The organism is Priestia sp. JNUCC 25 (assembly GCF_053667915.1).
The window spans coordinates 3,733,249-3,757,687 of the sequence record NZ_CM132211.1; the positions used below are offsets into that span (position 1 = coordinate 3,733,249).

Annotated in this window: 20 protein-coding genes and 1 tRNA gene; 7 read left to right on the forward strand and 14 right to left on the reverse strand. The window is 39.6% G+C overall.

All coding sequences use genetic code 11. The features are described 5' to 3' along the window. Nucleotides 1-130 precede the first annotated feature (130 nt). The 3 genes from JNUCC25_RS19695 to JNUCC25_RS19705 all read right to left on the reverse strand — a co-directional run bounded on the left by JNUCC25_RS19695 (nucleotide 131) and on the right by JNUCC25_RS19705 (nucleotide 2,943). A complete protein-coding gene (locus JNUCC25_RS19695; protein WP_055990624.1) occupies nucleotides 131-1,654 on the reverse strand; it encodes an ABC transporter permease/substrate-binding protein in 1,524 nt (507 codons plus the stop codon). Then, complete coding sequence (locus JNUCC25_RS19700) at nucleotides 1,654-2,604, reverse strand: ABC transporter ATP-binding protein (protein ID WP_013058613.1); 951 nt, start codon at nucleotides 2,602-2,604, stop codon at nucleotides 1,654-1,656. Before JNUCC25_RS19700 ends, JNUCC25_RS19695 begins: the two co-directional genes overlap by 1 nt. Nucleotides 2,605-2,870: 266 nt before the next feature. Continuing rightward, nucleotides 2,871-2,943: transfer RNA gene (locus JNUCC25_RS19705), tRNA-Thr, on the reverse strand. A gap of 210 nt (nucleotides 2,944-3,153) precedes the next feature. Between JNUCC25_RS19705 and JNUCC25_RS19710 the strand changes: the two genes are divergently transcribed. Then, a complete protein-coding gene (locus JNUCC25_RS19710) occupies nucleotides 3,154-4,206 on the forward strand; it encodes an aromatic ring-hydroxylating oxygenase subunit alpha (protein WP_029323819.1) in 1,053 nt (350 codons plus the stop codon). Between the two features lie 35 nt (nucleotides 4,207-4,241). Here the strand turns inward: JNUCC25_RS19710 and JNUCC25_RS19715 are convergent, their stop codons facing one another. Next, nucleotides 4,242-5,765: a DHA2 family efflux MFS transporter permease subunit gene (locus JNUCC25_RS19715; RefSeq protein WP_029323822.1), complete on the reverse strand. Its 1,524-nt coding sequence runs from the start codon at nucleotides 5,763-5,765 to the stop codon at nucleotides 4,242-4,244. A gap of 266 nt (nucleotides 5,766-6,031) precedes the next feature. Here JNUCC25_RS19715 and JNUCC25_RS19720 point away from each other — a divergent pair, with 266 nt between their 5' ends. Further along, nucleotides 6,032-6,934 (forward strand): TetR/AcrR family transcriptional regulator, encoded by a 903-nt coding sequence (locus JNUCC25_RS19720; protein ID WP_013058616.1) that lies wholly within the window; start codon nucleotides 6,032-6,034, stop codon nucleotides 6,932-6,934. Between the two features lie 256 nt (nucleotides 6,935-7,190). Here JNUCC25_RS19720 and JNUCC25_RS19725 read toward each other — a convergent pair whose 3' ends face one another. The 6 genes from JNUCC25_RS19725 to JNUCC25_RS19750 all read right to left on the reverse strand — a co-directional run bounded on the left by JNUCC25_RS19725 (nucleotide 7,191) and on the right by JNUCC25_RS19750 (nucleotide 14,906). Then, complete coding sequence (locus tag JNUCC25_RS19725) at nucleotides 7,191-8,012, reverse strand: carbohydrate ABC transporter permease (protein WP_013058617.1); 822 nt, start codon at nucleotides 8,010-8,012, stop codon at nucleotides 7,191-7,193. A 15-nt stretch (nucleotides 8,013-8,027) separates the two neighbouring features. Further along, the gene (locus JNUCC25_RS19730) at nucleotides 8,028-8,930 is read right to left on the reverse strand and encodes a carbohydrate ABC transporter permease (RefSeq protein ID WP_013058618.1); all 903 of its coding nucleotides are present in this window, start codon (nucleotides 8,928-8,930) and stop codon (nucleotides 8,028-8,030) included. 23 nt (nucleotides 8,931-8,953) lie between these two features. Next, nucleotides 8,954-10,195, reverse strand: a complete 1,242-nt coding sequence (locus JNUCC25_RS19735; protein WP_263032838.1) for an ABC transporter substrate-binding protein — start codon at nucleotides 10,193-10,195, stop codon at nucleotides 8,954-8,956. Nucleotides 10,196-10,267: 72 nt separating this feature from the next. Further along, on the reverse strand, nucleotides 10,268-12,388 hold the full coding sequence (locus JNUCC25_RS19740; protein WP_029323828.1) for an amylo-alpha-1,6-glucosidase: 2,121 nt from the start codon (nucleotides 12,386-12,388) through the stop codon (nucleotides 10,268-10,270). Between the two features lie 85 nt (nucleotides 12,389-12,473). Continuing rightward, a complete protein-coding gene (locus tag JNUCC25_RS19745; RefSeq protein ID WP_029323830.1) occupies nucleotides 12,474-13,490 on the reverse strand; it encodes a LacI family DNA-binding transcriptional regulator in 1,017 nt (338 codons plus the stop codon). A gap of 141 nt (nucleotides 13,491-13,631) precedes the next feature. After that, nucleotides 13,632-14,906 (reverse strand): ATP-binding protein, encoded by a 1,275-nt coding sequence (locus tag JNUCC25_RS19750; RefSeq protein ID WP_013058622.1) that lies wholly within the window; start codon nucleotides 14,904-14,906, stop codon nucleotides 13,632-13,634. 271 nt (nucleotides 14,907-15,177) lie between these two features. Here JNUCC25_RS19750 and JNUCC25_RS19755 point away from each other — a divergent pair, with 271 nt between their 5' ends. Together JNUCC25_RS19755 and JNUCC25_RS19760 are read left to right on the forward strand one after the other, a co-directional pair. After that, nucleotides 15,178-15,942 (forward strand): sulfite exporter TauE/SafE family protein, encoded by a 765-nt coding sequence (locus JNUCC25_RS19755; RefSeq protein ID WP_013058623.1) that lies wholly within the window; start codon nucleotides 15,178-15,180, stop codon nucleotides 15,940-15,942. A gap of 232 nt (nucleotides 15,943-16,174) precedes the next feature. After that, complete coding sequence (locus JNUCC25_RS19760) at nucleotides 16,175-17,527, forward strand: cation:dicarboxylate symporter family transporter (protein ID WP_454222362.1); 1,353 nt, start codon at nucleotides 16,175-16,177, stop codon at nucleotides 17,525-17,527. A 27-nt stretch (nucleotides 17,528-17,554) separates the two neighbouring features. Here JNUCC25_RS19760 and JNUCC25_RS19765 read toward each other — a convergent pair whose 3' ends face one another. Further along, nucleotides 17,555-17,950: a hypothetical protein gene (locus JNUCC25_RS19765; protein ID WP_013058625.1), complete on the reverse strand. Its 396-nt coding sequence runs from the start codon at nucleotides 17,948-17,950 to the stop codon at nucleotides 17,555-17,557. A 70-nt stretch (nucleotides 17,951-18,020) separates the two neighbouring features. Next, nucleotides 18,021-18,992, reverse strand: coding sequence for an NAD(P)H-dependent flavin oxidoreductase (locus tag JNUCC25_RS19770; RefSeq protein WP_029323835.1), 972 nt, complete (start codon nucleotides 18,990-18,992; stop codon nucleotides 18,021-18,023). Between the two features lie 172 nt (nucleotides 18,993-19,164). Here JNUCC25_RS19770 and JNUCC25_RS19775 point away from each other — a divergent pair, with 172 nt between their 5' ends. Both JNUCC25_RS19775 and JNUCC25_RS19780 read left to right on the forward strand, forming a co-directional pair. Beyond that, on the forward strand, nucleotides 19,165-21,207 hold the full coding sequence (locus tag JNUCC25_RS19775) for a catalase (protein ID WP_454222364.1): 2,043 nt from the start codon (nucleotides 19,165-19,167) through the stop codon (nucleotides 21,205-21,207). 123 nt (nucleotides 21,208-21,330) lie between these two features. After that, nucleotides 21,331-22,044, forward strand: a complete 714-nt coding sequence (locus tag JNUCC25_RS19780; RefSeq protein ID WP_013058628.1) for a YoaK family protein — start codon at nucleotides 21,331-21,333, stop codon at nucleotides 22,042-22,044. A gap of 27 nt (nucleotides 22,045-22,071) precedes the next feature. On the opposite strand, the gene JNUCC25_RS19785 is transcribed toward JNUCC25_RS19780, so the two are convergent. Then, nucleotides 22,072-22,569 carry a GNAT family N-acetyltransferase gene (locus tag JNUCC25_RS19785; protein WP_013058629.1) on the reverse strand — a complete coding sequence of 166 codons (498 nt, stop codon included), beginning with the start codon at nucleotides 22,567-22,569 and terminating at the stop codon, nucleotides 22,072-22,074. 200 nt (nucleotides 22,570-22,769) lie between these two features. On the opposite strand from JNUCC25_RS19785, the gene JNUCC25_RS19790 reads away from it, so the two are divergent. Next, nucleotides 22,770-23,351: a YitT family protein gene (locus JNUCC25_RS19790; protein WP_029323840.1), complete on the forward strand. Its 582-nt coding sequence runs from the start codon at nucleotides 22,770-22,772 to the stop codon at nucleotides 23,349-23,351. 37 nt (nucleotides 23,352-23,388) lie between these two features. Here JNUCC25_RS19790 and JNUCC25_RS19795 read toward each other — a convergent pair whose 3' ends face one another. After that, nucleotides 23,389-24,357: an LCP family protein gene (locus tag JNUCC25_RS19795; protein WP_013058631.1), complete on the reverse strand. Its 969-nt coding sequence runs from the start codon at nucleotides 24,355-24,357 to the stop codon at nucleotides 23,389-23,391. Nucleotides 24,358-24,439: the final 82 nt, after the last annotated feature.

Genomic DNA, 24,439 nt, shown 5'->3' on the forward strand with positions numbered 1-24,439 from the left:
TTTCCGCGGGAGTCTTCGCGTTGCCCTCCAATCAACTGCTAGAAACAACTAAAATAAAAAGATCCGAACGATTCATCGTTCGGATCTTCTTTCAACTAACATACTGTTGTCCTAGCTTTTTTCTTCGTTTTTACTCCTTAATTAATCCTTTTTTCACTAAGAATTGATGAGCAACTTCTTCAGCCGTTTTTCCTTTCGCATTTACTTGATAGTTCATTTCACGCATTTCGTCATCACTGATTTTACCGCCCAGTTGATTTAAGATTTTTTTCAGTTCAGGGTGCTCTTTTAGCGTATCTTCACGAAGCACAGGCGCTCCTTGATACGGAGGGAAGAACTGCTGATCGTCTTTTAAGACTTTCAAACCAAACTGTTTGATTTCAGGGTCCGTTGCGTAAGCATCAAGCACGTTAATATCGCCTTTTTCTACAGCGCGATAGCGAAGCTTCGGCTCCACCGTTTTAATATTCGGGAAGGTAAGGCCATATTCTTTTTGAATGCCTACATAGCCGTCTTCGCGATCTTTAAACTCAAGCGTAAACCCTGCTTTTACTTTATCTGTTGCATTTGCCAAATCTGAAATAGTTGTTAGATTATTTTCTTTAGCGAATTCTTTTGTTACGGTCAATGTGTACGTATTATTAAACTTCATTGGATCTAAATAGACAAGGCCGAATTTCTTTTGAAATCCTTCTTTTGCCTGCTTGTACACCTCTGTTTCATCTTTGCTGTCCGGCTGTTCCTTTAGATGCGTCACAATGGCTGTACCCGTATATTCAGGGTACAAATCAATTTCCTTGTTACGCAGAGCCTCAAATACAAATACCGTTTTCCCAAGCGACGAACGTAGATTTACTTTCATATCGGTTTGATCTTCAATTAATTCTTTGTACATATTAATTAAAATATCTTGTTCTGCACCAATCTTCCCTCCGATAACAAGGTCTGGTTTTGTTGCGCTCATCGCTGCAAACGGAGAAACAAGAATGAGTATTAATACGATGATCATAATAAACGAGCGTTTTTTGGACCCTTTTTTAGCTGAGTGTTCAATCGTTCGCAGAATTCCATCAAAAATAAGCGCTAATAATGCGGCTGGAATGGCTCCTAATAAAATCAAACTATTATCGCTTCGGTCAATACCAAGCAAAATTAAGCTTCCGAGTCCGCCCGCTCCGATAAGAGCCACGATTGTCGCTGTACCAATAATGAGTACCATCGCTGTGCGAATTCCGGCCATAATGACAGGAAGTGCTAGAGGAAGTTCTACTTTGATTAATCGTCTCCACGAGTTCATCCCCATGGCTTTGGATGCTTCAATTAAAGATGGGTCCACTTCTTTAATTCCGGTATATGTATTTCGTACAATAGGAAGAAGCGAATATAAAAACAGTGCAATAACCGCGGGAAAGGTTCCAATTCCGACAAGAGGAATCAGTAATCCTAATAAAGCGAGTGAAGGAATGGTTTGCAGTACGGCTGTTACGCCAATGATCGGTTCAGCAATGCGGTCATGCCTCGTTAAGTACAGTCCGAGCGGCACTGAAATTAATACGGCGATAACAAGAGCCAGTACGGAAATTTGAATGTGTTCAAGAAGAGCTTGAAACAGTGCATCTCCTCGTTGATCTAATAATGTGCTTAGTGCATTCATTACAGCGTTCCTCCTTCTTTCGTTTTATCAGAAAGAAACGCTAATAGGTTTTTGCGCGTTACAACGCCAATGCGTTTGCTCCCTTTTTTCACGGCTATTGCTTCATGGTCGTAAAGGGCGTCCATTGCCTGCTGAACAGTGGCGGTTGAAGCTAGCTCTTCAGTAGGCTCTACGTCTGGCTGTTCACTTTCTTTGACAAACATATCCAATGTCTCAAATAAAGCATTGCCTTGATTTCCAATAAATGTTTTTACAAATTCATTTTTAGGCTTTTGAATGAATTCCTCCGGGGTTCCAACTTGAACAATTTCCCCATCTTTCATCAGGCAGATACGATCTCCAAGCGTCATCGCTTCGCTCATATCATGCGTAACAAACACAAATGTTTTTTTGATTTTTTCTTTTAAGCTAATAATATCTTGCTGAAGCTGTTCGCGGCTTAACGGATCGAGGGCACTAAAGGGTTCGTCCATTAAAATAACGGGGGGATCGGCTGCGAGGGCACGTGCTACACCTACACGTTGCTGCTGGCCACCTGAGAGCTCAGACGGCTTTCGGTTTCTATATTGCTTTGGGTCTAGTCCTACCAAGGTAAGCAGTTCATCAATGCGCGTTTTGATTTTGTTTTTCTTCCAATGCTTCATCTCGGGTACAATGGCTATATTTTCAGCAATGGTCATATGAGGAAAAAGAGCAATCTGCTGCAGGACATAGCCAATGTTCCAGCGTAACTTATGTATGTTGTGGGCCGATACGAGCTTATCTTTTATGTATAGTTCTCCTTCGGTAATATCATGAAGACGGTTAATCATTTTTAAGGTGGTTGTCTTCCCACACCCACTCGGACCAATTAAAACGAAAAACTCCCCTTCTTTAATTTCTAGATTAATATTTTTCACGGCGGTCGTACCGTCTGGATATTGCTTTGACACATTCTTAAACGTAATCAAATTATCGTTCACACTCCCTGTTGAAATTTAACCCCTAGTTTCGTGTACCCAATACTTAGAGGCAATAAACATTCTTTTAAGAATATTTCTAAATATGATTCATAAGACATAGTGGAAAAGATACACATGTTTTCTCACAGCCTCCTAATAAGGCTATCAAACTGTTAAAGTTTTCACAAGGCGGGGAAGAATAATTCGGAGAAGAATTTTAAAGTCAACACAAATAAAAAAACCTTCTTTCAACAAGAAAGAAGGTTTTTTTATTATGCTAGCGACAGGGATCGAACCTGCGACCTCTTGCTTACCATGCAAGTGCTCTACCTACTGAGCTACACCAGCGTCTTGGAAAATTATATCACGTTTAAATTTATTTAGGAAGCGCTTTTTTAAATTTTTTTATTGGTATATTCTCTAATTTGCGTCTTCTGAAATTCGCACTTTCTACAAAGTTCCATATTTTATGTTAGAACTCCTTACATAAATTGTGTGAATTTTCTTTTTTTATATTACCCTTAGTAAAAGAGCTTACAAAAGAAGGGAAGAAAATAGATGGAACAACAACCAACCATGACCAAATCAAAAACGGCAACTCCCTACCCAAGAGACTGCACGTTCAGCCTGGAAGATTGGACGACGCTCGCCAAGTATTGGTACCCGGTCGCACGCTGCAGTGATGTAACAGAGAAACCAACGTCCGTAAAACTACTAGATGTAAATCTAGTTCTATACCGCACGACAAACAAATTAGTAGCGGCTCGTGATTTATGCGTTCACCGAGGCACCCCGCTTAGCATGGGCTGGGTGGAAGATGATGAAATTGTCTGTCCTTACCACGGCTTCCGCTATGCAACGGACGGCGCATGCACGTCGATTCCAGCTCACCCTGATGCCAACATTTCTCCCCGCCTGTGTATGGCCGTCTATCCAGTTATTGAACGATTTGGATTAGTATGGACTTCCCTGACAGGAGAACAAGATAACCTGCCTTACTTCGATGCTTGGGAGGACCCTGATTTTCAGCAAATTGTTTGTCCGAGCTTTGATATCATGGGTTCGGCCGGTCGTCAAATGGAAGGCTTTTTAGACGTAGCTCATTTTGCTTGGGTGCACACGGACACATTTGGTGATCGAAACAACGCCTTTGTGCCTAAATATAAAGTAAGCGATACAGACTATGGGCTTCATGTAGAATATACCAGCACGGTGAGCAATTATTCCAAAGAACAGCAGCATTTAAATCCACCTGATTTTAAATGGCTTCGCGTCTTTGATGTTTATCCGCCGTTTACAGCTACGCTAAAAGTATACTTCCCAGAAGGCGCAGAGCTGTGGATTATGAATGCAGTCTCTCCTATTTCAGCCCGCGAAACACGTTTATTCGCACCAATCGCTCGAAACTTTGACAAAGATTCTCCCGTTGAAGGTGTGTATGACTTTAACCTTCGCGTCTTTGACGAAGACCGTGAAATGGTTGAAAACCAAAAACCTGAAGACTTGCCTTTAGACCTGCAGATGGAAGCGCATATTATGGCTGATCAAACGTCCATCGGCTACCGGAAATTATTAAAGAAAATGGGCTTAAGCTTTAGATATACAAGCTAAAAGAAATCCCCGCTGTCTCAGCGGGGATTTCTTTTTTATTTAGCAAACTGCTCGCGTCCTGCTTTTTCCTTTATCACTTCATCTTCACTTGCCGGCGTGGCGCGTTTCATAAACAATGAAAGAATTAAGGCAACCACCACTAGTACTACTGAGACGGCAAACGCATCGTTAATTCCTTGTACCATTGCCTGCATCCCAATCTGTTCTTTCATTTGAGCTGCCCCGGCTGCCGTTGCATTCGCTGCTCCTGCTCCGCTCATTGCATCTTGAGCGAGCTCTTTTGCATGCGTAGCTGTACGGTTTGACATCACCGTTACTAAAAGAGCCGAACCAATAGCTCCCGATACTTGTTGAAGCGTGTTATTCATCGCAGTACCATGCGGATTAAAGCGTTGCGGCAGCTGATTTAACCCGTTTGTCATAACCGGCATCATCACCATAGACATTCCGAACATGCGAAGCGTGTAAAGCGTAATGAGCGTTGTATACGTCGTATCAAGCTCTAAGTTACTGAAGAAATACGTCGTAACGGCTGTAATCGTTAGACCCGTTACAGCCAGTGCACGCGCTCCGAATTTATCAAATAATTTTCCGGTAATCGGTGACATCACACCCATTAGCAGCGCACCCGGAAGCATTAGTAATCCTGAATGAAGCGGAGAAATGCCTCGTACCGTTTGAACATAAATTGGCATTAGCAGCATGGCTGAGAATAATGCCATTGTGATCACCATTGAAATCGTTGATGATAAAGCAAACATTGGATATTTAAAAATGCGGAATTCAAGCATAGGTGTTTTCAGCTTGAACTGACGCGTAATAAATAAAATCAGCGCCACAGCTCCTACGATAATGGTGCCGTATACTTCCACAGAATCCCAGCCTTTATCCCCTGCTGAGCTAAACCCGTATAGAAGTCCTCCAAATCCAATCGTAGATAACACAAGTGATAGGAAATCCAAATTGATTTCCACTTTTTCTTTTTTGTCTTTTAATAGGAAGAAAGAGCCTATTAATACAATTGCCGCGATTGGCGTAACAAGGTGGAACAGCATTCTCCACTCATAGTGTTCAATTAGCCACCCTGATAATGTAGGACCAATTGCCGGAGCAAAAATCATAACTAAACCGAAAATCCCCATAGCAGCTCCTCGTTTTTCTAATGGAAAACTTGTGAGCAATACGTTCATTAAAAGCGGCATCATAATGGCTGCGCCTGATGCTTGAATAATACGAGCGGTTAACAAGATTGAAAATACGGGCGAAGCGCCGGCAAGTATTGTTCCTGCTGTAAATAAAGTCATAGCCGTTAAAAATAAGCCTCTGACAGAATAGCGCTGAATTAAAAAAGCGGTAGTTGGAATCATAATACCATTCACTAACATATAACCAGTAGAAAGCCACTGGACAGTTGACGTTGTCACATCTAAGTCTTTCATAATAGATGGCAGCGCCACGTTTAATAACGTTTCATTCAACAATGAGATAAAAGCGCCTATTAACAAAATAGCAATTATGCCATAAGGCGGCTTTTCCATTTGATTTATCGATTGACTCATTATTGTACCTCCTTATACTTCAAGTTCATTTTTTTAGACACATGTTCTACATAGAGTATATTATACTGTGAGTTCAATTTATGCAAGCGAAAAATCTTGTGTTCATGTCCTTTATTTTACCGACTTTTTTACTCCTATAACCCTTTTATATCAATATATTGTCGTGATATCGTCCATTTTTTTAAAAAAGAACATTTGTGTAAACGCTTTAAATCATGTATCATAAAGTTGGACCATGAGTCTAATTTTATATTTAGGTGATAATAATGAATAACCGAAAACAGCAAGTTGTAAAAAATGCACACCATCTCTTCGTTGAAAAAGGATTTCAAGCTACGTCTATTCAAGACATCATTGATTATAGCGGCATTTCAAAAGGAACATTCTACAACTATTTTTCTTCAAAAAATGAATTATTAATCGCTGTTTTTACCTGGCTTCATACAACAATTGAACAAGAGCGAAACCAGCTGCTGGTTGGTAAAAGCCTGACCGATGTAGATGTATTTGTTAAACAGATTGATGCACAGATGAAAAACCATCATAAACATAAATTTTTTACATTACTTGAAGAAGTATTTGTTTCCAATGATCCTGATTTAAAAGCATACATAAAAAAAACCCAGTTTATTGAAGTAAACTGGGTTTACAAGCGGTTCATTGATTTATTTGGACAAGAAAAGAAACCGTACCTGCTAGATTGTGCAATTATGTTTCTTGGCATGCTTCATCGCAACTTTCACTATAATTTTATGGTTAACGGCACAAATACTGACCCGCATGAGATCATAAGCTACAGTGTCAAGCGCCTGCTTCCTCTTGTAGACGAAGTAGCAAATGCAGGAGACATTTTGCTCGATCCGCAAACGATTAAAGAATGGCTTCCATCTTGCCCGAATACTAAAAATCAAATAGAACAGGACATTTCTGCAGCACTTATCGATTTAAAAAAACAAGTTCACAAACAATTTACTGATGAATTTGAGCGTCAAAAATGCACAGAGCTTATTAGTTTTATTGAAGAAGAGCTGTTTAAACAATCAAATCCCCGCAAGTTTGTTGTGGATAGTGCCCTTCAATCGTTAAAGCAGCTGTCTGTTAACAACAGTAAAACGCCCCTAGAGGAACTGCAAACGATGATTGATCAGTATGTGAGTGAACTTCATTAAAAAGCGTTTAAGACGTAACTAAATCATTTCAATTTAAAGTCGAACAAATTGAATAAAGGAGTTAGTATAAGTTACTTGTTACACCGCTGTTGATTTCCGTGCAAGGCTTCGCTTTACGCGGGCGGCCGGTGAGCCTCTTTTCCCGCAGTAGCCTTCGCCTTGCCCTTCAATATAACAAAAAAACGAACGATTAATATTTTTTAATTAATCGTTCGTTTATAATTCTAACTAAAATATTTTTATCCCAGCCTCTTTTTTATTTTCCTCCAGTAAACGAGATTCCTTTAATAAAATATTTATTAAAAAACGCATAAATGAGTAAAATGGGAAGTGTAAAAACCATGGAAGCTGCCATAATATAGTTCCAATAACTGATATACTGACCTTTAAATGTGTTAAGCCCTAAAGTTAATGTAAACATATTTTCATCAGACATCACAATTAAAGGCTTCATAAAATCATTCCAAAATCCCATAAATACAAAAATCGTTTGTGCTGCTAGGGCAGGTTTTGCAAGTGGAAGGACTATTTTAAAGAATGTTCCAAACTTTGATAACCCATCCAACTCCGCTGCTTCTTCAAGCTCTTTTGGGAAATTAATAAAAAATTGACGCATCATAAATATAAATGTCGCATTCACCATTCCGGGTACAATCATTCCCTGATAGGTATTTAACCAGCCTAACTCTTTCAAAATTAAAAAATTAGGGATCATGGTTACTTGTCCAGGAATCATAAGCACAGCTAAAATAATAATAAACAAACTTTTCTTTCCCGGGAAACTGAGGCGTGCAAGGGCATAACCAGCCATTGAGTTAAATAGCAAATTCAGAGCTGTTCCTACTACAGCAATAAATAAGCTATTAAACATCCAGCGAGGGAACAGCTTTTGTTCCACAAAAATTTGTTTATAGTTGTCTAGCGTAAAGTGTTTCGGAATAAAGTTCACCGTACCTGACACAATTTCTTCAAGCGTTTTAAAAGAAGCTGACAGCGCCCAAATAAATGGAATTAGCGTAATCAGTGCGTATATGCTTAAGATAGCATATAAAATGAGGACTCCCGTTTTTTTCTTCATCTTTTTCTTCCCCCCTTAGTACATACTTTCTTCTTTTGAAAACTTTCGCTGAAGAACCGTTGCCACCAAAATCACGAGCGCCAGCATAAAGGCTAGTGCTGCAGCATATCCCATGGTTCCTAAATTTTTAAATGCATATTGATAAATAAGAAGAACAACAGTCAGAGTCGAGTTATTAGGTCCCCCTGAACCTCCTGAAAAAATAAACGATTGATCAAACAGCTGAAACGTACCAATTAGTCCCATGATTACCACGAACGATGTAACCGGACGCAGATTCGGAACTGTAATATGCCAAAATCGTTGAAACACATTAGCACCATCCAACTGAGCTGCTTCATACAGCGAATCTGGTACATCCTGCAAAGCTGCCAAATAAATAACCATAAAAAATGGAGCTGTTGCCCAGATGTTCATAATCATAATGGCAATCAAAGCGACCTGCGGATCTCCAAGCCAATTATAAGTCGGAAGGCCAACAAACTTTAAAAACTCGTTCACAATTCCATTTTGATTGTACATCCACATAAAAATAAGCGTTAATACAGCCGATGATGTAAGCGTAGGTAAAAAATAAATAATACGAAAAACTTTTTCTGCTTTCAGCCCTGCATTTAATGTGGCAGCCAGTATAAGTGCCAATGCGGTTTGTACCGGTACAACAATTACTACATACTTCACCGTATTCCAAAGAGCAATTTTAGCTTTGTCATCTTCAAGAACCTTCATATAGTTCTCAAGCCCTCGAAAATGGAACTCAGTCCCTCCCAACAATTGAACTTTATGTAAAGATAAAAAGATGGCATAAAAAATAGGTGCAATCACAAACAGCAACAGTACAAACAGTGTAGGTGTCATAAAAGCATACCCTTGCCCTACATCACGAGGTTTGTACGTTCGTATTTTTCCGTTTTTCATTTCCTCCACTCCCCCGCCAAGCCTTATTCATAAATACTAATCTCTTGATTTGCCTGCTTTTGTGCTTTTTTCAAAGCTGTTTCTAAATCACTTTGTCCTAAAAAGGCGCTTAAAAACTGGTTATTAAAGTTATTCATAATAATAGGCAAATACGGACCATCTTGCCAGACAGTAGCATAAGCAGCTCCTTTTACCAACGGACCGCGTTTTTCATCTTCAGCAAAACCAAGCTTATCCGCTACGGATTTTCTTGTTGGCAATGCGTACCCCTTACTTGTCCAAGTTTCCATTCCTTCTTTACCAGTTAAGTACTGAATGAGCTCCCAAGACGCTTTTTTCTTTTTCGAGTCAGCATTCATTACATACGCGACCGTAAATGCCATCGTATTTTTATGACCGTTTATTGTCGGAACCTCCGCTGTACCGTAATCAAGTTTTGGAAAGGACTCTTGTAGAAACGGAATCATCCAATTCCCTTCAATTACCATAGCCACTTTTTGTTGTGCAAACATGTCCGTACCTGAGTTTGCGCCTACATCAGAGGGTTGTACAGACGTTTTATCTTTTAAATGCTGATCGATGAGCGGCTGAAGAGCGTCAACGACTTCTTTCGTAGCAAAATTTGCCTTATTGTTCTTTACCACGTCTCCTCCGTTTGCCTGCGCCATATAAAAGATACGTGCTAATTCCGGCGTGACACCAAACGCTTGAATCCCTTTCTTTTTAAATACTTTTGAAACTTCTTCAAACTCACCCCATGTTTTTGGTACTTCTACTCCCGCTTCTTTAAATAGCTTTTTGTTGTAAAATAAGCCTAACGTGGAGTAATCTTTTGGAAAACCATATGTCTCTCCATTTTTTTGAAACGCTTTCAATAATGGTTTCTCAAAATCTTGAACATCAAAATCAGACTTTACATAAGAATTCAAAGGTTCTAAAACTCCTGTATTAATAAGACCAGGCGCTTCAAGTGCATCAAGATAAAAAACATCTGGACCGTTTCCACCTATTAAACGCGTTTTTAGAATATCCATGTATTGATCAGTGATTACTTCATGCTTCACATGAATCGATGGATGGAGCTTTTCAAAATCTTGAATAGTTTGATTAAGCAGCTTCGTCTCTGTTGGGTTGCCTCCCCAGCCGGCTAATACAATTTCGACTTGACCATCTTTCCGGGAAACTTCTTGTACATTTGAACATCCAGTTAAAGCTGCTCCGGCTACTGCCAGAAGCAAACTTAAAGCGAGTACCCACTTCTTCATTAGCTGTCTCCTTTCATTTCATTGACCTGCAGCTTATTAATAGACGCTTAATAAGCCCCAGTCGAATTAACATTAACCTACATAATTTCTTACTTTACATTGAGATAGAAGCTCGTATTTTGTCGTATTTTCTTTCACGTAAATGATAGTTTCGCTTTCTTCTTTTTTAACCGTTAATGACAGTTTTCCACTGCCAATCACAAGGTTTTCTACAGAGAGTTCATTCATATCGTCTATGAGCACAGGATTTATCTGTATCGTCCCTGCTGTGCTATCAGGAAACAGTCTCAGCATCGCCTGTACGAAAGCTAAAGGCGTACCGGCTGCCCAAGCTTGAGGTGAGCAGGCAACAGGATATTTAACAGGTTTGTCAAGTTTACTTGAATAGCCGCAGAATAATTCAGGAAGACGGTCGTACTCAAAATGTTCTGCTGCATCAACAAGCCCTTTTATAACTTTATTGGCTTCTGTTTGCTTGTTCGCTTTACTCAAACCGAGAACAATTAAACTATTATCGTGCGGCCAAATGCTCCCGTCATGGTAACTCATTGGATTATAGCCTGCTTCTCCTTCTGCCATTGTGCGGATACCGTATCCCGAAAACATAGAGTCCGATATTAGCCTTTCGCTTACTTTGTGCAATTTCTCCTCATCCATTATCTCTGCTAAAAGCGCATGACCTGGATTTGACGTAATCGTTCCTACTTGGCTCTTATGTTCATCCAGTGCAATTGCGTAGAATGATACGTCATCCATCCAAAAGGCTTCATTAAACTTTTTACGCAGCTGCCTTGCTTCTTTACGTAAATTATTTGCTTCATCTGTTTTGTTTAACTGATCATATAAAGAAGCAATACCCATTTTTGCTTGATATACATATCCTTGTACTTCCACTAAAGCAATGGGAGTTTTTGCATATTCACCGGTGCGATGGACAACAGAATCTCCTGAGTCTTTCCAGCCTTGGTTAGCAATTCCTTTACTTGACTCTTGATGATATTCAAGAAATGAATCGCCGTCTCGATCCCCATAATCGTTGATCCATGTCAAAGCTCTATCAATAGTCATGTGCATTTCTTGTACAAACTCCAAGTCTCCCGTCCATTTTACATATTCCGTTAATAAAATTAAAAACAATGGCGTCGCGTCAACCGTTCCATAGTACGGCGTAAAAGGAATTTGATTTGTGTTGGCAAGTTCTCCGTAACGTATTTCGTGCATAATTTTACCCGGCTGCTCATCACGCCATGGATCATTTGCTGTTCCTTGATACGCCGCCATCGTACGCAGCGTTCCTTTTGCCACTTCCGGATTAAAAGCAAGCATTTGAAGCGCTGCAATTAGACTATCCCTTCCAAATGGCACACCAAACCAAGGCAATCCTGCTACAGGAAAAGTACCGAATCCTACATCCGTTAACAGTACGCGCAGGTCGTTAAGCCCTCTTGTAATAAGACGCTGCATTGTCGGATGATCAGTTGTCACTTTTGTAGAAGATTTTTCCCACTTTTTATATGACTGCGTTAGTAAACTAAGCGCTTCATCAGCTGATAAAATATTTTCATTAATGTTTTCACCCATTTGCGGCTGAACCATTAATGTAATTTCTTCTTCTTCTTGATGATTGAGTTCAAAAGAAAATGTAACCTCTCCTTGCTCATCCATATATGAAGCTTCTTTATCCCAGAGAATCCGTGTCGCCCGCTTGATATCATCTGCTCCTTTGTATGTATATGTTAGGCTGCTTTCTCCTTTTATTTCCCCCGTTCGTTTTCCGACATTTCCAGTTTGAAAACCTCTTACGATGAACATATCGTTAAAATCGACATCTGCTTGGATACTTAATGTAAAAGCAATTTTTTTAGGAAAATAGCTTTTTAACTTTATTTTTTCATAGAAAACTCCTCCATATATAAAGCGCTTTCTCTCTATTTCTATAGACTCTCGCCATAGTACAAGCTCTCCTTCTTTTTCCATATGCGGATTAGTAAGAAGAATTGTAGCTAATAGGTTCTCCTCTGCACTTGAGGACAATAACACAGGATCTGTATCATTAATCTTCAAACGAAATTTGCTCAAAAAACGCGTATCTTTCATATATAGCCCTAAACCATACTGATGGTTTTCATTGATATTTCCTGCTGGATCAGTCAGTAAAAATAGGTCATTTTCTTTAATAACACGGTAATCCATTTCCATCCCCCTAAGTTTTACCGAAACGTTTTGGAAAAAGCGCACAATATCCGAAACGTTTCGGTTTTGCATTATATAAAAACCACTAATTGTGGTTTTTATCTGTTGATTCTCGAATAATTAGCTTTGTATCAAGATATCGCTTCATATTTGTTTCTTTTCCTTCTAACATTTCAATTAATAAATCTGCAGCTTCATAGCCAATCTGATATACTTCCTGTCCTACTGTCGTCAAATTTGGAGACGAATAAGAGGCAAGGACAATGTTATCGTATCCGACAATCGACATCTCTTTAGGTACATGAAGGCCAAGTTCTTTGCATGCTTTTAGTGCTCCAAGTGCCATTAAATCACTTGCACAAAAAATAGCCGTGACCTCTTTATGTCGATTTATAAGCTCCCGAACAGCTTTCTCTGCTTTCTTTTCTTCAAAATTCCCGCTTACAACCCACTCAGAACGAAACGACAAACCGCATTCTTTGAGCGCTTCTCTGTATCCGTTGAGACGTTCCTGGCTGACAAATGCGTCTTCATGTCCGTTAATCATCCCAATATGCTTATGGCCAAGACTCGCTAAGTGTTCAACTGCTTTTTTAGCTCCCAAGGCATTATCAGTGGTGACATAGCCCACTGAATTAGAATGAACTGGAATATCAACTAAAACACAGGGAATATCACTTTCTACTACTTCTTTTAAATAGGGATCTTCTTTTTTAATACCTTGAATAATTGCCCCATCCACCCTTCGCTCTCGACAAAGCTGGGTATACGTTTTTTCTCGTTGCATCATCGTGTTTGTATTAAATAAAATCAAATCATACCCTAAAGTAGATGCTCGCTCATTTACACCGCACAGCACTTCAAATGTAAAATTATCTTTTACGCTCTCTCTGCTGATGCCTGAAACTAGTAGTCCAATAGTCTTTGACTTTTGCATAACCAGTCCTCGAGCTAACGTATTAGGGCTGTAGTTCAGCTCTCTTGCTACGTCTGCAATCTTTTGCCTTGTTTTTTCATTTACATCTGAATAACCATTTAAAGCCCGAGACACCGTTGTTACAGATACGCCAGCAACTCGCGCTATATCTTTAATCGTTGTCACTCAAAATTCCTCCAAAACGTTTCGGATAGCTTTAAATAGATTGTAACGCTTTCATTTATTAAATTCAATACTTTTTTAATAATCAGTTTACTTTTTCTCTAAAACTTTTGCGTATAAAAAAAGCAGCCCTAAGGCTGCTCTTTATTCACAAAGTGGAAATTCAAGTGAAAAACACGTTTCTTTTCCTTTTACGCTAGACACACTCACTTTTCCCTTCATATAATGAATAATGCTGAAAGATACCATCGTTCCAAGCCCCGTACCTTTTTCTTTTGTTGTAAAATACGGTTCGCCTAGCCGGTTGATTTGTTCTTGCGTCATGCCGCAGCCTGTATCGATAATATCCACAATAACAGCTCCGCCTTCTTTTGTTACTTTAACGGTTAACGTGCCTCCATTTTGCATGGCTTCAATACTATTTTTAAATAAATTGATTAGGCACTGCTGAAGCTTTCTTCTTTCTCCCATTACGAAGAACTTCACTTCTTCATCAAATGTAAAATCAATAGCGACTCCATTCATATTGGCAAGAGGCGTCATAATATGGGTAACATGATGAATCTCTTCTGAAATATTCATTTTTTCATTTCGTTCCGGAGCAGAATTGGCAAACAGCAAGTAATCATCAATGATTTCTTTTGCACGATCTAGTTCATTAATCGCAATGGAAATGTAGCGTTTTTTAGCAGGTTCTTTTTCATCTTCTTGCAGCATTTGCATAAATCCTCTGCTTGCCGTTAGAGGATTTCGCACCTCATGAGAGATGCTGGCAGCTAAATGACTGACAATTTCTAGTTTCTCTGCTTTCATCAGGCGCTGCAGCACTAGTAAATTTGCCCGTATCGCTTCCCACAGTATGGTAATGACAAACATGCCTGCTACATCTAAAATCGCGAATTGAACCCACACGCTAATAGGAATGCTTGTTACGTGCAAGACAAAAATAGATACAAGCATAGCTAATAAAGAACCGATTACACTAAGACAGGTGCTCACGATAATTCTATTTTTTAATGAGAAATGTAAAAAGTATTTTGTTATGAAAAATAAAGGAATGGATAAAATCGGAAGAGCAATTAGTGTTGATAAAAACCCTACATCGTACCCGCCAATTAGCAAGCGCAGCAGTAAAATAAAAACAAAAAGCAAGCTTCCTAGCGGCCAGCCTCCATATAGCGTTCCTAAAATATAAGGAATTCTTCGTAAATCCATTCGATAATCATCGGGGACATAAGCTCCGTTAACCGGAAACAAAAGGCAAAAGATAATAGCTAAAATCGGAAATACCGCGATATAACGATCTTTCCACCAATGAATTTTTTTAGCATACTTGATTAAATAAAACATCTGCACTAAAAACAGCGCCAATAAAATAAATAAAAAATTAATTAACAAATCTTTCGTGACAAAACTCATGTATTCACCGGTCTTTCAAATGAGATAAAAATAAACTCTTTTATTGCATTTACATTTGTAACACAAATTAGAGCGTAATCATAGACAAATAAACGTATTCTATTTACTTTTTTATAACTTCCTATGACTTTATCGTCCGTTCCCCAAAATAGTGAAGGCAAAGAAAACCTTTTCAACTCCACTAAAAATATTCAGAATTTTATTTACATATGAGCTACAATGCTCTATAATCAGATCAATGTACTTGGTTTTGAGAGTAGGAGGAAGAAACATGGAACTATCAATTACCTTAATGGGATTATTCGTCGGAACCCTAGTAGGCTTAACGGGAGTTGGAGGCGCCGCTTTATTAACACCTTTACTGATTGTACTCGGCATTAACCCTTCCATTGCCGTAGGAACAGATCTTGTCTACAATTCTATCACAAAATTATTTGGAGTCGCTCAGCACTATAAACAGCGAACCATTAACTTTAAATTAGCAAAATATTTAGCCTTCGGAAGTATTCCGAGCGCTGTTCTTGCCATTGTCACACTTCATGCATTTCCATCTTTTCACGAGCATCAAGAAACGATTATTAAGCACGCTCTTGGATATGTCATGACACTGGTTGCCATTTCAATTATCTTTCGCGTCTTTTTTGATAAATTCATTCGCCCAAATCGTTTTCAAGAAATGGACTTAAATCAGAAAAAAGGATTAACAATCGGAATTGGTGTAGTCTTTGGATTCATTGTCGGACTAACATCGATTGGTTCGGGCTCATTATTTGCGATTGCGATGCTGTACTTATTTAAGCTAAAAACATCTGAGCTAGTTGGAACTGATATTGCACATGCGTTTCTTCTCGTTACGGTGGCTGGTATTTTAAATGCAAGCTTCGGAAGCGTGGATTACATGTTGACTGCTAACCTATTAACTGGATCTATTCCAGGTGTGTTAATCGGAAGCCGTTTATCAACGAAAGTGCCTTCAAGACCGCTTCAAGCCATTATGGCAACCATCATTCTAATTAGCGGAATTAAATTAATTTAACAAATAAAAGCACATGCCTTTGCATGTGCTTTTTATTAGTTTTTTTAAAGATCTATATTAAAAATAATAATGTTTTAAACCACTCCCTTCCCTTCTTATACACTTCAACTAATATTTTTATTGAATTTTAGTCAAAGAGACCAATGACACCTCAAACAACCTTACGTTAAAATGTAAAAAAACATAACATCTATTGTGATATCTAAAAAATTGTACGACGAAGGGAGAACACATGACACAAACAGCGGCAAAAAGTAAGCAAAAACCTTTTTATAAAGGTCTTTTCTTTCAAATTATGATGGCGATTGTACTTGGCATAGCCGTAGGATATCTGTGGCCAAGCTTCGGGAATGCTGTGAAACCGATTGGAGACGGTTTTATTAAGCTTATCAAAATGCTGATTGCTCCTCTTATTTTTGGAGTAGTCGTTGTTGGAATTGCCAAGGTTGGAAACATTAAAACAGTTGGGCGTATCGGCGGAAAAACCATTCTTTACTTCGAAATTGTCACAACATTCGCTCTATTAATTGGTCTATTAGTAGCAAACGTAATGAATCCCGGCACCGGTATGAATGTTGATCCTTCAAGCTTCAGCACAAGCGAAGTGGACGCGAAAACTAACGGCTCCGAACTTCCGAGTGAAGGTGATTTTTTTCTTAATATGATTCCAGACAGTGCAGTTGGTGCTTTTTCAAGCAACTCCATGCTTCAAGTGCTTTTAATTTCTTGTTTGTTTGGCATCGCGCTTGTCCATATAAGTGGAAAAACAGCAGAGACACTTTTAAATGTATTGGAGAAAGTAAATGATGTATTGTTTAAAATTATGGGATACATTATGAAATTAACGGCTCTTGCCACGTTTAGTGCCATGGCATTTGCAGTTAGTCAGTACGGTCTTGGAACACTTGCTGCATTCGGAAAGCTGTTTATCGCTATGACAATTGCTTGTCTAGCATTTGTTCTTGTTTTAGCTGTTATTTTACGAATCTATTTAAAATTAAGTTTGTGGAAAGTCATTCTATATATACGAGAAGAAATTATGCTGGCATTTGCTACGGGTTCCACTGAAGCCGTTATGCCGCAGCTCATGGATAAATTCGAACAAGCAGGATGCAACAAAGCAGTCGTCGGCCTTGTTGTACCTACGGGCTATTCGTTTAATCTAGACGGTGCTTCCATTTACTTGTCTCTTGCCCTCGTCTTTTTAGCACAAGCAACGGGCGTGGATTTGAGCCTCACTGATCAGCTTTTAATGCTTGGTGTTCTTCTTCTTACGTCTAAAGGAATGGCTGGTATTCCAGGATCAGCTTTTGTTGCTCTCTCTGCTACCGCAGCAGCAACCGGATCCATTCCGGTAGCAGCCGTTGCTCTGATGCTCGCTCCTGATCGCTTTATGGGTAATTACCGGACTACAGTTAATATTATTGGTTATGCGGTAGCTGCTTTTATTATCGCACGATGGGAAAATTTATTAGATCTACAAAAAGCAAATGATGTGCTGGACGGAAAAATTGCGTATCAGCCCAAAAATGCTGAAATTTCTCTCCCAGAGAGTATTCCAGCAGCCAATGAAAAAGCATTTTAACAAAAAAATTTCCTGGCCGAGACAAGTCTATTTTGCTTGTTTTTCGGGCAGGAATTTAATTGTTACATGAAAGGCCTTTTGCTGAAACTTATTTTCTTCGAGTATTTTATATACCATTTGTTTAATCGTTTCTTGCGTTTTGGCATCAGCTGAAACGGAAGGCTCCATATACACATCCAGCTCTACTCTGTCTTTTGAGTAAAGGGAAGAATTCACGCCCCTTGATTCATAGCCCGCTTCAGTTAAACCGCTGCTGATTTTATGCCAAATATCCAGTTTGTCCATTTGTTTAATAACAGGCTTTGCTTCTTCGTACACTTGTGCTTGCTGAGTCTTGAAAACTTCTTCTTTTTTAGTAAAAACTGCATACCCTGAACCTACTACTAAAAACGTCATAATAGCAAATGCTCGCATCCTTTTCATTCTCTCACCTCATTTAGAGATATAGATTATAAATATGCGAATAATTGCTGCGGTATGACGGCTTGTATCTCTACTTCTTTTCCAATATACTCAGCAGTCGTTTAGAACCAACTTCTACTTCTTCTATCATACTGGCAAAAAGCTCTTGCACCGTTGGAATATTATCAATCAGTCCAACGACTTGGCCTGCCCATCCATAGCCTTCATCGATTTTATTTTCATAAATATACCGGCAGTTTGCCCCTCCGCTAATGACGTCTTTTAACTCTTCGTACCTCTCTCCTTGCTGCTCACGCTCGATAATGTCAAGAGTGTAGTGGGACTTCAATACGCGTCCAGGTGCCCCGAACGAACGTTTAATAACCACAGTATCGGTTTCTTTGGCTTCTACAATAGCTTGTTTATATGCATCATGGGCATCTACACATTCTTTTGTCGCGATAAAACGTGTTCCCATTTCTATCCCTTCAGCGCCTAATGATAACGCTGCTAATAATCCTTGTCCGTTTCCAATCCCTCCGCTTGCCAAAACCGGAATTGACACAGCCGCAGCTACTCGAGGAATTAATACCATTGTACCCAGATCCTCACGTCCGATATGTCCTCCTGCTTCTTGCCCAACTGCCATGACAGCATCTGCTCCTAGCTTCTCGGCTTTTTGAGCTTGACGCACGTTGGCTACCAGTACGAGCGTTTTAATTCCCGTTCCTTTTAATCTCTCAAAAATAGGTGCGGGATTTGCTCCTGTTATGGAAACAACCGGCACGCCTTCTTCTACTGCTACGTCGAGAAGTTCTTTATAAGAACCTTCTGTTTGACCTCCCACAGCAAAATTAACGCCAAAAGGACGCTCAGTTAAAGAACGTACTTTCTTAATTTCAGCTCGTAGTTTCTCAGGTTTTCGGAGCGTCATAGCTGTGATTTGTCCAAGCCCGCCTGCATTTGAGACAGCAGCGGCAAGTTCTGCGTACGCTAAATACGCAAGACCTCCTTGTACAATTGGATATTGAATCCCTAATAAATCTGTTACCCGTGTTTTCATCTATGTATCCCCTCTCCTTTTATTTTTGTATTTATGAATACTTATTCATAATCATAACAAGAAAATAACGGATTTCCTACGAAAAAATTCCAACATTTCTGTTTGCTTCAACTTTTGATAGGGTACACATTTTGTAATGATTATTAACTGAAGATCAAGGAGGAAGACAGGTATGACAAAAAAGCACCCTGTAAATGAAAAAAGCAAGCAAGAACAGCTCGAGCAGTTTAAAACAGATGATCGAAACCAAGCGCTCACAACCAATCAAGGGTTAAAGCTTTCCGAAGATGAATTTTCTTTAAAAGCGGGTGAACGTGGTCCAACCCTTATGGAAGACTTTCATTTCCGTGAAAAAATGACGCATTTTGACCACGAGCGCATTCCTGAACGCATCGTTCATGCACGAGGCTTCGCTGCTCACGGAGAATTTGAACTGTATGACTCTCTCAGTGAATATACAAAAGCTAAATTTTTACAGAATCCGTCTGTAAAAACACCTGTATTTGTCCGTTTTTCTACTGTAGCAGGTTCTAAAGGTTCAGCTGAAACGGTGCGCGACGCCCGTGGTTTTGCAACAAAATTTTATACAGAAGAAGGAAACTATGACTTAGTTGGAAATAACATTCCCGTGTTCTTTATCCAAGATGCGATTAAATTTCCGGATTTAATTCACGCTGTTAAGCCTGAGCCACACAACGAAATGCCGCAGGCGGCTTCAGCACATGATACGTTTTGGGATTTTGTCGCCAATAACCAAGAGTCTGCTCACATGGTCATGTGGTCAATGTCAGACCGTGCAATTCCACGCAGTTTGCGTATGATGGAGGGCTTCGGCGTACATACTTTTCGCTTAGTTAATGCAGAAGGAAAAGCTCATTTTGTCAAATTTCACTGGAAGCCCGTGCTTGGAACGCATTCCCTTGTTTGGGACGAGGCTCAAACAATTTCTGGGAAAGATCCGGATTTTCATCGTCGCGATTTATGGGAATCGATTGAAAACGGAGACTATCCTGAATATGAGCTAGGCATTCAAATCATAGATGAGGAAGATGAATTTAAATTTGACTTTGACATTCTCGATCCAACTAAGCTTTGGCCTGAAGAAGACATTCCCGTCAAACTAGTTGGAAAAATGACCTTAAATCGAAATGTGGACAACGTATTTGCCGAAACGGAACAAGTCGCATTCCATCCGGGGCATGTGGTACCGGGAATTGATTTTTCTAACGATCCTCTCTTACAAGGAAGATTGTTTTCATACACAGATACCCAGCTTATTCGTCTTGGCGGTCCGAATTTTCACGAACTTCCAATCAACCGTCCAGTATGCCCGTTTCATAACAACCAACGAGACGGTTACGGACGTCAAACGATTAACAAAGGACCTGTCAGCTATCACAGAAACTCTCTTGCAGCCAACACGCCGGCTCCTGTACCTGAATCAGAAGGCGGTTATGCTCACTATCAAGAAAAAGTGGAAGGAAGAAAAGTTCGAAGCCGCAGCGAAAGTTTTAAAGACCACTTTTCACAGGCAACGCTATTTTGGAATAGCATGAGCGCCCCTGAAAAAGAGCATATTATCAGTGCTTTTAGCTTTGAACTTGGAAAAGTAAAAAGCAAGTCTGTTCAGCAGCAGGTCGTTGATATGTTTGCCAACGTCAGTACAGCGCTAGCTAAACAAGTAGCACAAGCGATTGGTGCAACGCCTCCATCTGGAGAAGACGCGCCAGTGACCAAGTCATCTCCGGCTCTTAGTCAGGAGCAAACGATTAAAAAGCCGAATACGCGTAAAGTAGCTGTCATTGTAGCTAATGACTTTAGCAGTGACCTACCACAGGTGTTAAACAGTTTAAAACAACAGGGCATTCAGCCTGAAATTGTAAGCACAACCCTCCAAAACGTAAAAGGAACAGACGGGTCAGAGCTTGAAGTACAGCACACCTTCTTAACAAGTGACTCTGTCTTATTCGATGCGGTTTATGTTGTCGGAAGTTCGTCAGCTGATGAGAAGTTTCGTAAAGAAGCACTGACGTTTGCTCAAGAAGCATTCAAGCATTTTAAACCAATTGGGGCGACGGATGAAGGTGTTAAGTGGCTGCAAGCTGCTGGATTAGATAGTAGTCCCGGCGTCGTAACTGGAGAAACTACACTCTTTACAGATGAATTTATTGAAGCTATTTCAGCTCACCGCCACTGGAATCGTCACGTTATATAAATTACAAAAAAGATAGGGACCTACCCTATCTTTTTTATATGAAATCGCAGTAATTGAAGAAAAGCTTCTCTTTTGCTTATACTAGATAATGCATCTTAGATTTTCAGGAGGCAGAAGGAAGACATGCTCACAAACAAATCATCTTACTTTTTACAATTAACGAAACGATTCAAAAAAGCTGCAACGGCAAATTCAGTTATTCTTGGAATTTTGTTAGCTATTGTGGGAGGTTTTCTTGATGCTTATACGTATATAAGCAGAAACGGAGTATTCGCAAATGCACAAAGTGGAAATATCGTCTTATTAGGTGTAAAGGCAGCGCAAGGTCAATGGACAGAAGCTTTTCTTCATATTCCCCCTATTGTAGCCTTTATCCTAGGCGTTGCTGTAACCGAAACATTTAAGCAACCGCGATTTGTATCTGTACTCCCTGATACTTCTCGTATCGTATTGCTTTTAGAAATTGTCGTACTCATTATCGTTGGTTTTTTACCGTCTAGTGTTCCTAATATGTTGGTTACAGTAACAATTTCATTTGTTGCTGCTCTTCAAGTTTCTTCATTTAGAACTTTGATAAAATGGTCATATAATACAACCATGACAACCGGAAACCTTCGTACTGCTTCTCAAGCAGCATACTATGCTATATTCAAACGCGATGAAAACGCTGCTTATCAGTGCCTTCGTTTTACCGCCATTATCCTCTCTTTTTTGAGCGGCGCATTGTTAGGTTCTATTTCTACTTTCACCCTAGGGACAAAAGCAGTTTGGCTAGCTTCTGCTATTCTTTTTCTCGCTTTTGTCATTTTAAATTCAGAATCTCAAAAAAGCCTTTGAAATCATTGATTTCAAAGGCTTTTTTTATTAAACTGATTTTCTAAATGCCATAACGTGCAAATCTTTTACCGGATAAAAGTCGTTATCAGGAAAGCGAACGTAACCTCTTTTAGTGTACAGCTTAATGGCATGTTCCATTGAATGATCTGTATGTAAACCTAAATAAGAACACCCTAGCTCCCGAGATTTTTTTTCACACGCTTCAAGAAGCGCATTGGCGACTCCTTTTCGGCGATGAGACGGAGCAACTGCCAGCAGACGAATTTCAGCCCATGGAAATGGTTTTAACAATCCTCCATATACATCCGTATTTGGGGGATAAAACAAAACGCTTCCTGCCATTTCTCCATCGATTTCAGCTACAATGCACTCAAATTTCTTTTCTTCACTCAGGGTATGTAAAATTCCCTTTCGATATCTTTTCCAGTGTGCTTCTGATTTTACAGCTGCATATTGCTCATAAGCAGCAAGCGTCACTGTTTCAATAGATGATGTTTCTTCTTCTCTAGCTTTTCGAACGATCAATTTTTTCTCCTCCATTTACCTTCTTCGTTAATTCTTATTGTCTATGGTGAACCATGTTTATGCAACACATTTGCATCTTAAAACAGCTTCCTTTGCATATATTTAATCCGTTCATTATGGTTTCTAAAGCGGTCTTTGTGCTGAAACTCTGCTTGTCTTCATATACATATAAAGAGATTCATAGACAAGGATGAGACAGCATGTATAAAAAATTGATTGCAATTGGAATTGGCAGTGTGTTTGTTAGTATCGGAATTAACGTTTTTATTCTTCCGCTTCAGCTTGTAACAGGAGGCATTACGGGAATTAGCTTAATCATTAATTATTTACTTGGCTATAAAGTAGGTGTGATGATTTTTTGCTTAAACTTGCCGATTTACCTTCTCGCCTTGGGTTTTAACCGCTCTTATTTTTTAAATGCTATCTATGGCATGGTTCTCTCAGCCGTTATGATTGATTTGCTGTTTCCGCTTCACGGGATGTTTCACCTTCCCATTATCTTAAGCGCTTGCCTTGGAGGTGTTTTTAACGGAATCGGAACCGGCATCATGCTCCGGCAGCACGCAAGTCAAGGCGGGGTCGACTTATTTTCTCTGATACTTGCGAAATGGTTATCTTTAAACCCCGGCATCATCATTTTAGTGATTGACGCATCTATTATTATTTCAGGTATTTTACTGCTTCAAAACGATACAGCTATTTATTCATTATTCATTGTTGTATGCTCTGGTATAGTGACCAGTTTAATTACGTCATTCAAACGCATCATCGTCTATGTATAAGGAAAAAGCCTCGAGACATGCGTCTCGAGGCTTTTCTTTATTTGTCATTTAAGAATTCTTGCAGCGCTTCTTTATTTTTATCTAAATCAATATCAAGCACCATACCAACACCGCTATACGTTTTGTTTTCAAATGATCCGTCTAACGGCAGTCGCAGGCTTTGAACATCTTTCATGTTTCCTGTTACCACATCTTTAGCTAGAAGCATCATGCTTTTTGTATCTAAATTTGTATCGATGTAAGGATCCATTACGCCGAGAAGCTTCGGTATTTTAAACACGCTGTTTAGGCTTGCTGCTTCATCTTTAAGCTTTAAAACGACTTCTTGCTGGCGCTGAACGCGTCCAAAATCACTCATGTTATCATGGCGAAAACGTACGTAGCCAAGCAGTTGTTCACCGTGTAAAACTTGGGTACCTTTGTGAAGCGTCATACCAATTCCCGAAGACATATCGTGAGGCACGGTTACTTCAATGCCATCAGGTGCAATCGTATCTACAATTTTTGAAAACCCTTCGAAGTCCACAACTGCATAATAGTTAATATCGATATCAAAATTTTGTTTGATCGTTTGACGCAGCAGCTCAGGACCTCCGAACGCGTAAGCAGCATTCAGCTTTTGCTTGCCGTGTCCTGGAATATCCACGTACATATCCCTCATAAGGGAAACAATTTTCGGGTGTTTGCTTTTAGAATCGTAGTGAGCAATTAAAATAGAGTCTGTACGAGAATGCTTTTCCCCGCGCGAGTCACTTCCTAACAGCAGCATATTTACTTCTCCGTTATTTGGGAGACTGCCTTGAAACTGTTCAAATGTCGTGCCGTCATCCGCAAATTTACCATCGCTTGCCATCGATAGCCCTTGCTTATATTGGAAATAGCTGTATATGCCTCCAACGATAATAAAAAGAAACAACAAAGCAAAGAACACTCTGCCCCATCGAACTCTTCTTCTTCTTTTGCGTCTTGTTCGCTCCACGTTTCTGTCACCAGCTTTCTTTTTCAATGAAGTTCTCATAAAACAAGCAAGTAGCTAAGCTTTTAAAAAGCTCCTCTACTTGCTTGTTTGGATTGTATGGTGTGAAAGC

What these genes read in the sequence shown, in the direction of transcription:
- JNUCC25_RS19695 (WP_055990624.1), bottom strand. Translation starts at nt 1,654, where the DNA reads ATGAATGCACTAAGCACATTATTAGATCAACGAGGAGATGCACTGTTT.
- JNUCC25_RS19710 (WP_029323819.1), top strand. Translation starts at nt 3,154, where the DNA reads ATGGAACAACAACCAACCATGACCAAATCAAAAACGGCAACTCCCTAC.
- JNUCC25_RS19715 (WP_029323822.1), bottom strand. Translation starts at nt 5,765, where the DNA reads ATGAGTCAATCGATAAATCAAATGGAAAAGCCGCCTTATGGCATAATT.
- JNUCC25_RS19720 (WP_013058616.1), top strand. Translation starts at nt 6,032, where the DNA reads ATGAATAACCGAAAACAGCAAGTTGTAAAAAATGCACACCATCTCTTC.
- JNUCC25_RS19725 (WP_013058617.1), bottom strand. Translation starts at nt 8,012, where the DNA reads ATGAAGAAAAAAACGGGAGTCCTCATTTTATATGCTATCTTAAGCATA.
- JNUCC25_RS19730 (WP_013058618.1), bottom strand. Translation starts at nt 8,930, where the DNA reads ATGAAAAACGGAAAAATACGAACGTACAAACCTCGTGATGTAGGGCAA.
- JNUCC25_RS19735 (WP_263032838.1), bottom strand. Translation starts at nt 10,195, where the DNA reads ATGAAGAAGTGGGTACTCGCTTTAAGTTTGCTTCTGGCAGTAGCCGGA.
- JNUCC25_RS19740 (WP_029323828.1), bottom strand. Translation starts at nt 12,388, where the DNA reads ATGGATTACCGTGTTATTAAAGAAAATGACCTATTTTTACTGACTGAT.
- JNUCC25_RS19750 (WP_013058622.1), bottom strand. Translation starts at nt 14,906, where the DNA reads ATGAGTTTTGTCACGAAAGATTTGTTAATTAATTTTTTATTTATTTTA.
- JNUCC25_RS19755 (WP_013058623.1), top strand. Translation starts at nt 15,178, where the DNA reads ATGGAACTATCAATTACCTTAATGGGATTATTCGTCGGAACCCTAGTA.
- JNUCC25_RS19760 (WP_454222362.1), top strand. Translation starts at nt 16,175, where the DNA reads ATGACACAAACAGCGGCAAAAAGTAAGCAAAAACCTTTTTATAAAGGT.
- JNUCC25_RS19765 (WP_013058625.1), bottom strand. Translation starts at nt 17,950, where the DNA reads ATGAAAAGGATGCGAGCATTTGCTATTATGACGTTTTTAGTAGTAGGT.
- JNUCC25_RS19770 (WP_029323835.1), bottom strand. Translation starts at nt 18,992, where the DNA reads ATGAAAACACGGGTAACAGATTTATTAGGGATTCAATATCCAATTGTA.
- JNUCC25_RS19775 (WP_454222364.1), top strand. Translation starts at nt 19,165, where the DNA reads ATGACAAAAAAGCACCCTGTAAATGAAAAAAGCAAGCAAGAACAGCTC.
- JNUCC25_RS19780 (WP_013058628.1), top strand. Translation starts at nt 21,331, where the DNA reads ATGCTCACAAACAAATCATCTTACTTTTTACAATTAACGAAACGATTC.
- JNUCC25_RS19790 (WP_029323840.1), top strand. Translation starts at nt 22,770, where the DNA reads ATGTATAAAAAATTGATTGCAATTGGAATTGGCAGTGTGTTTGTTAGT.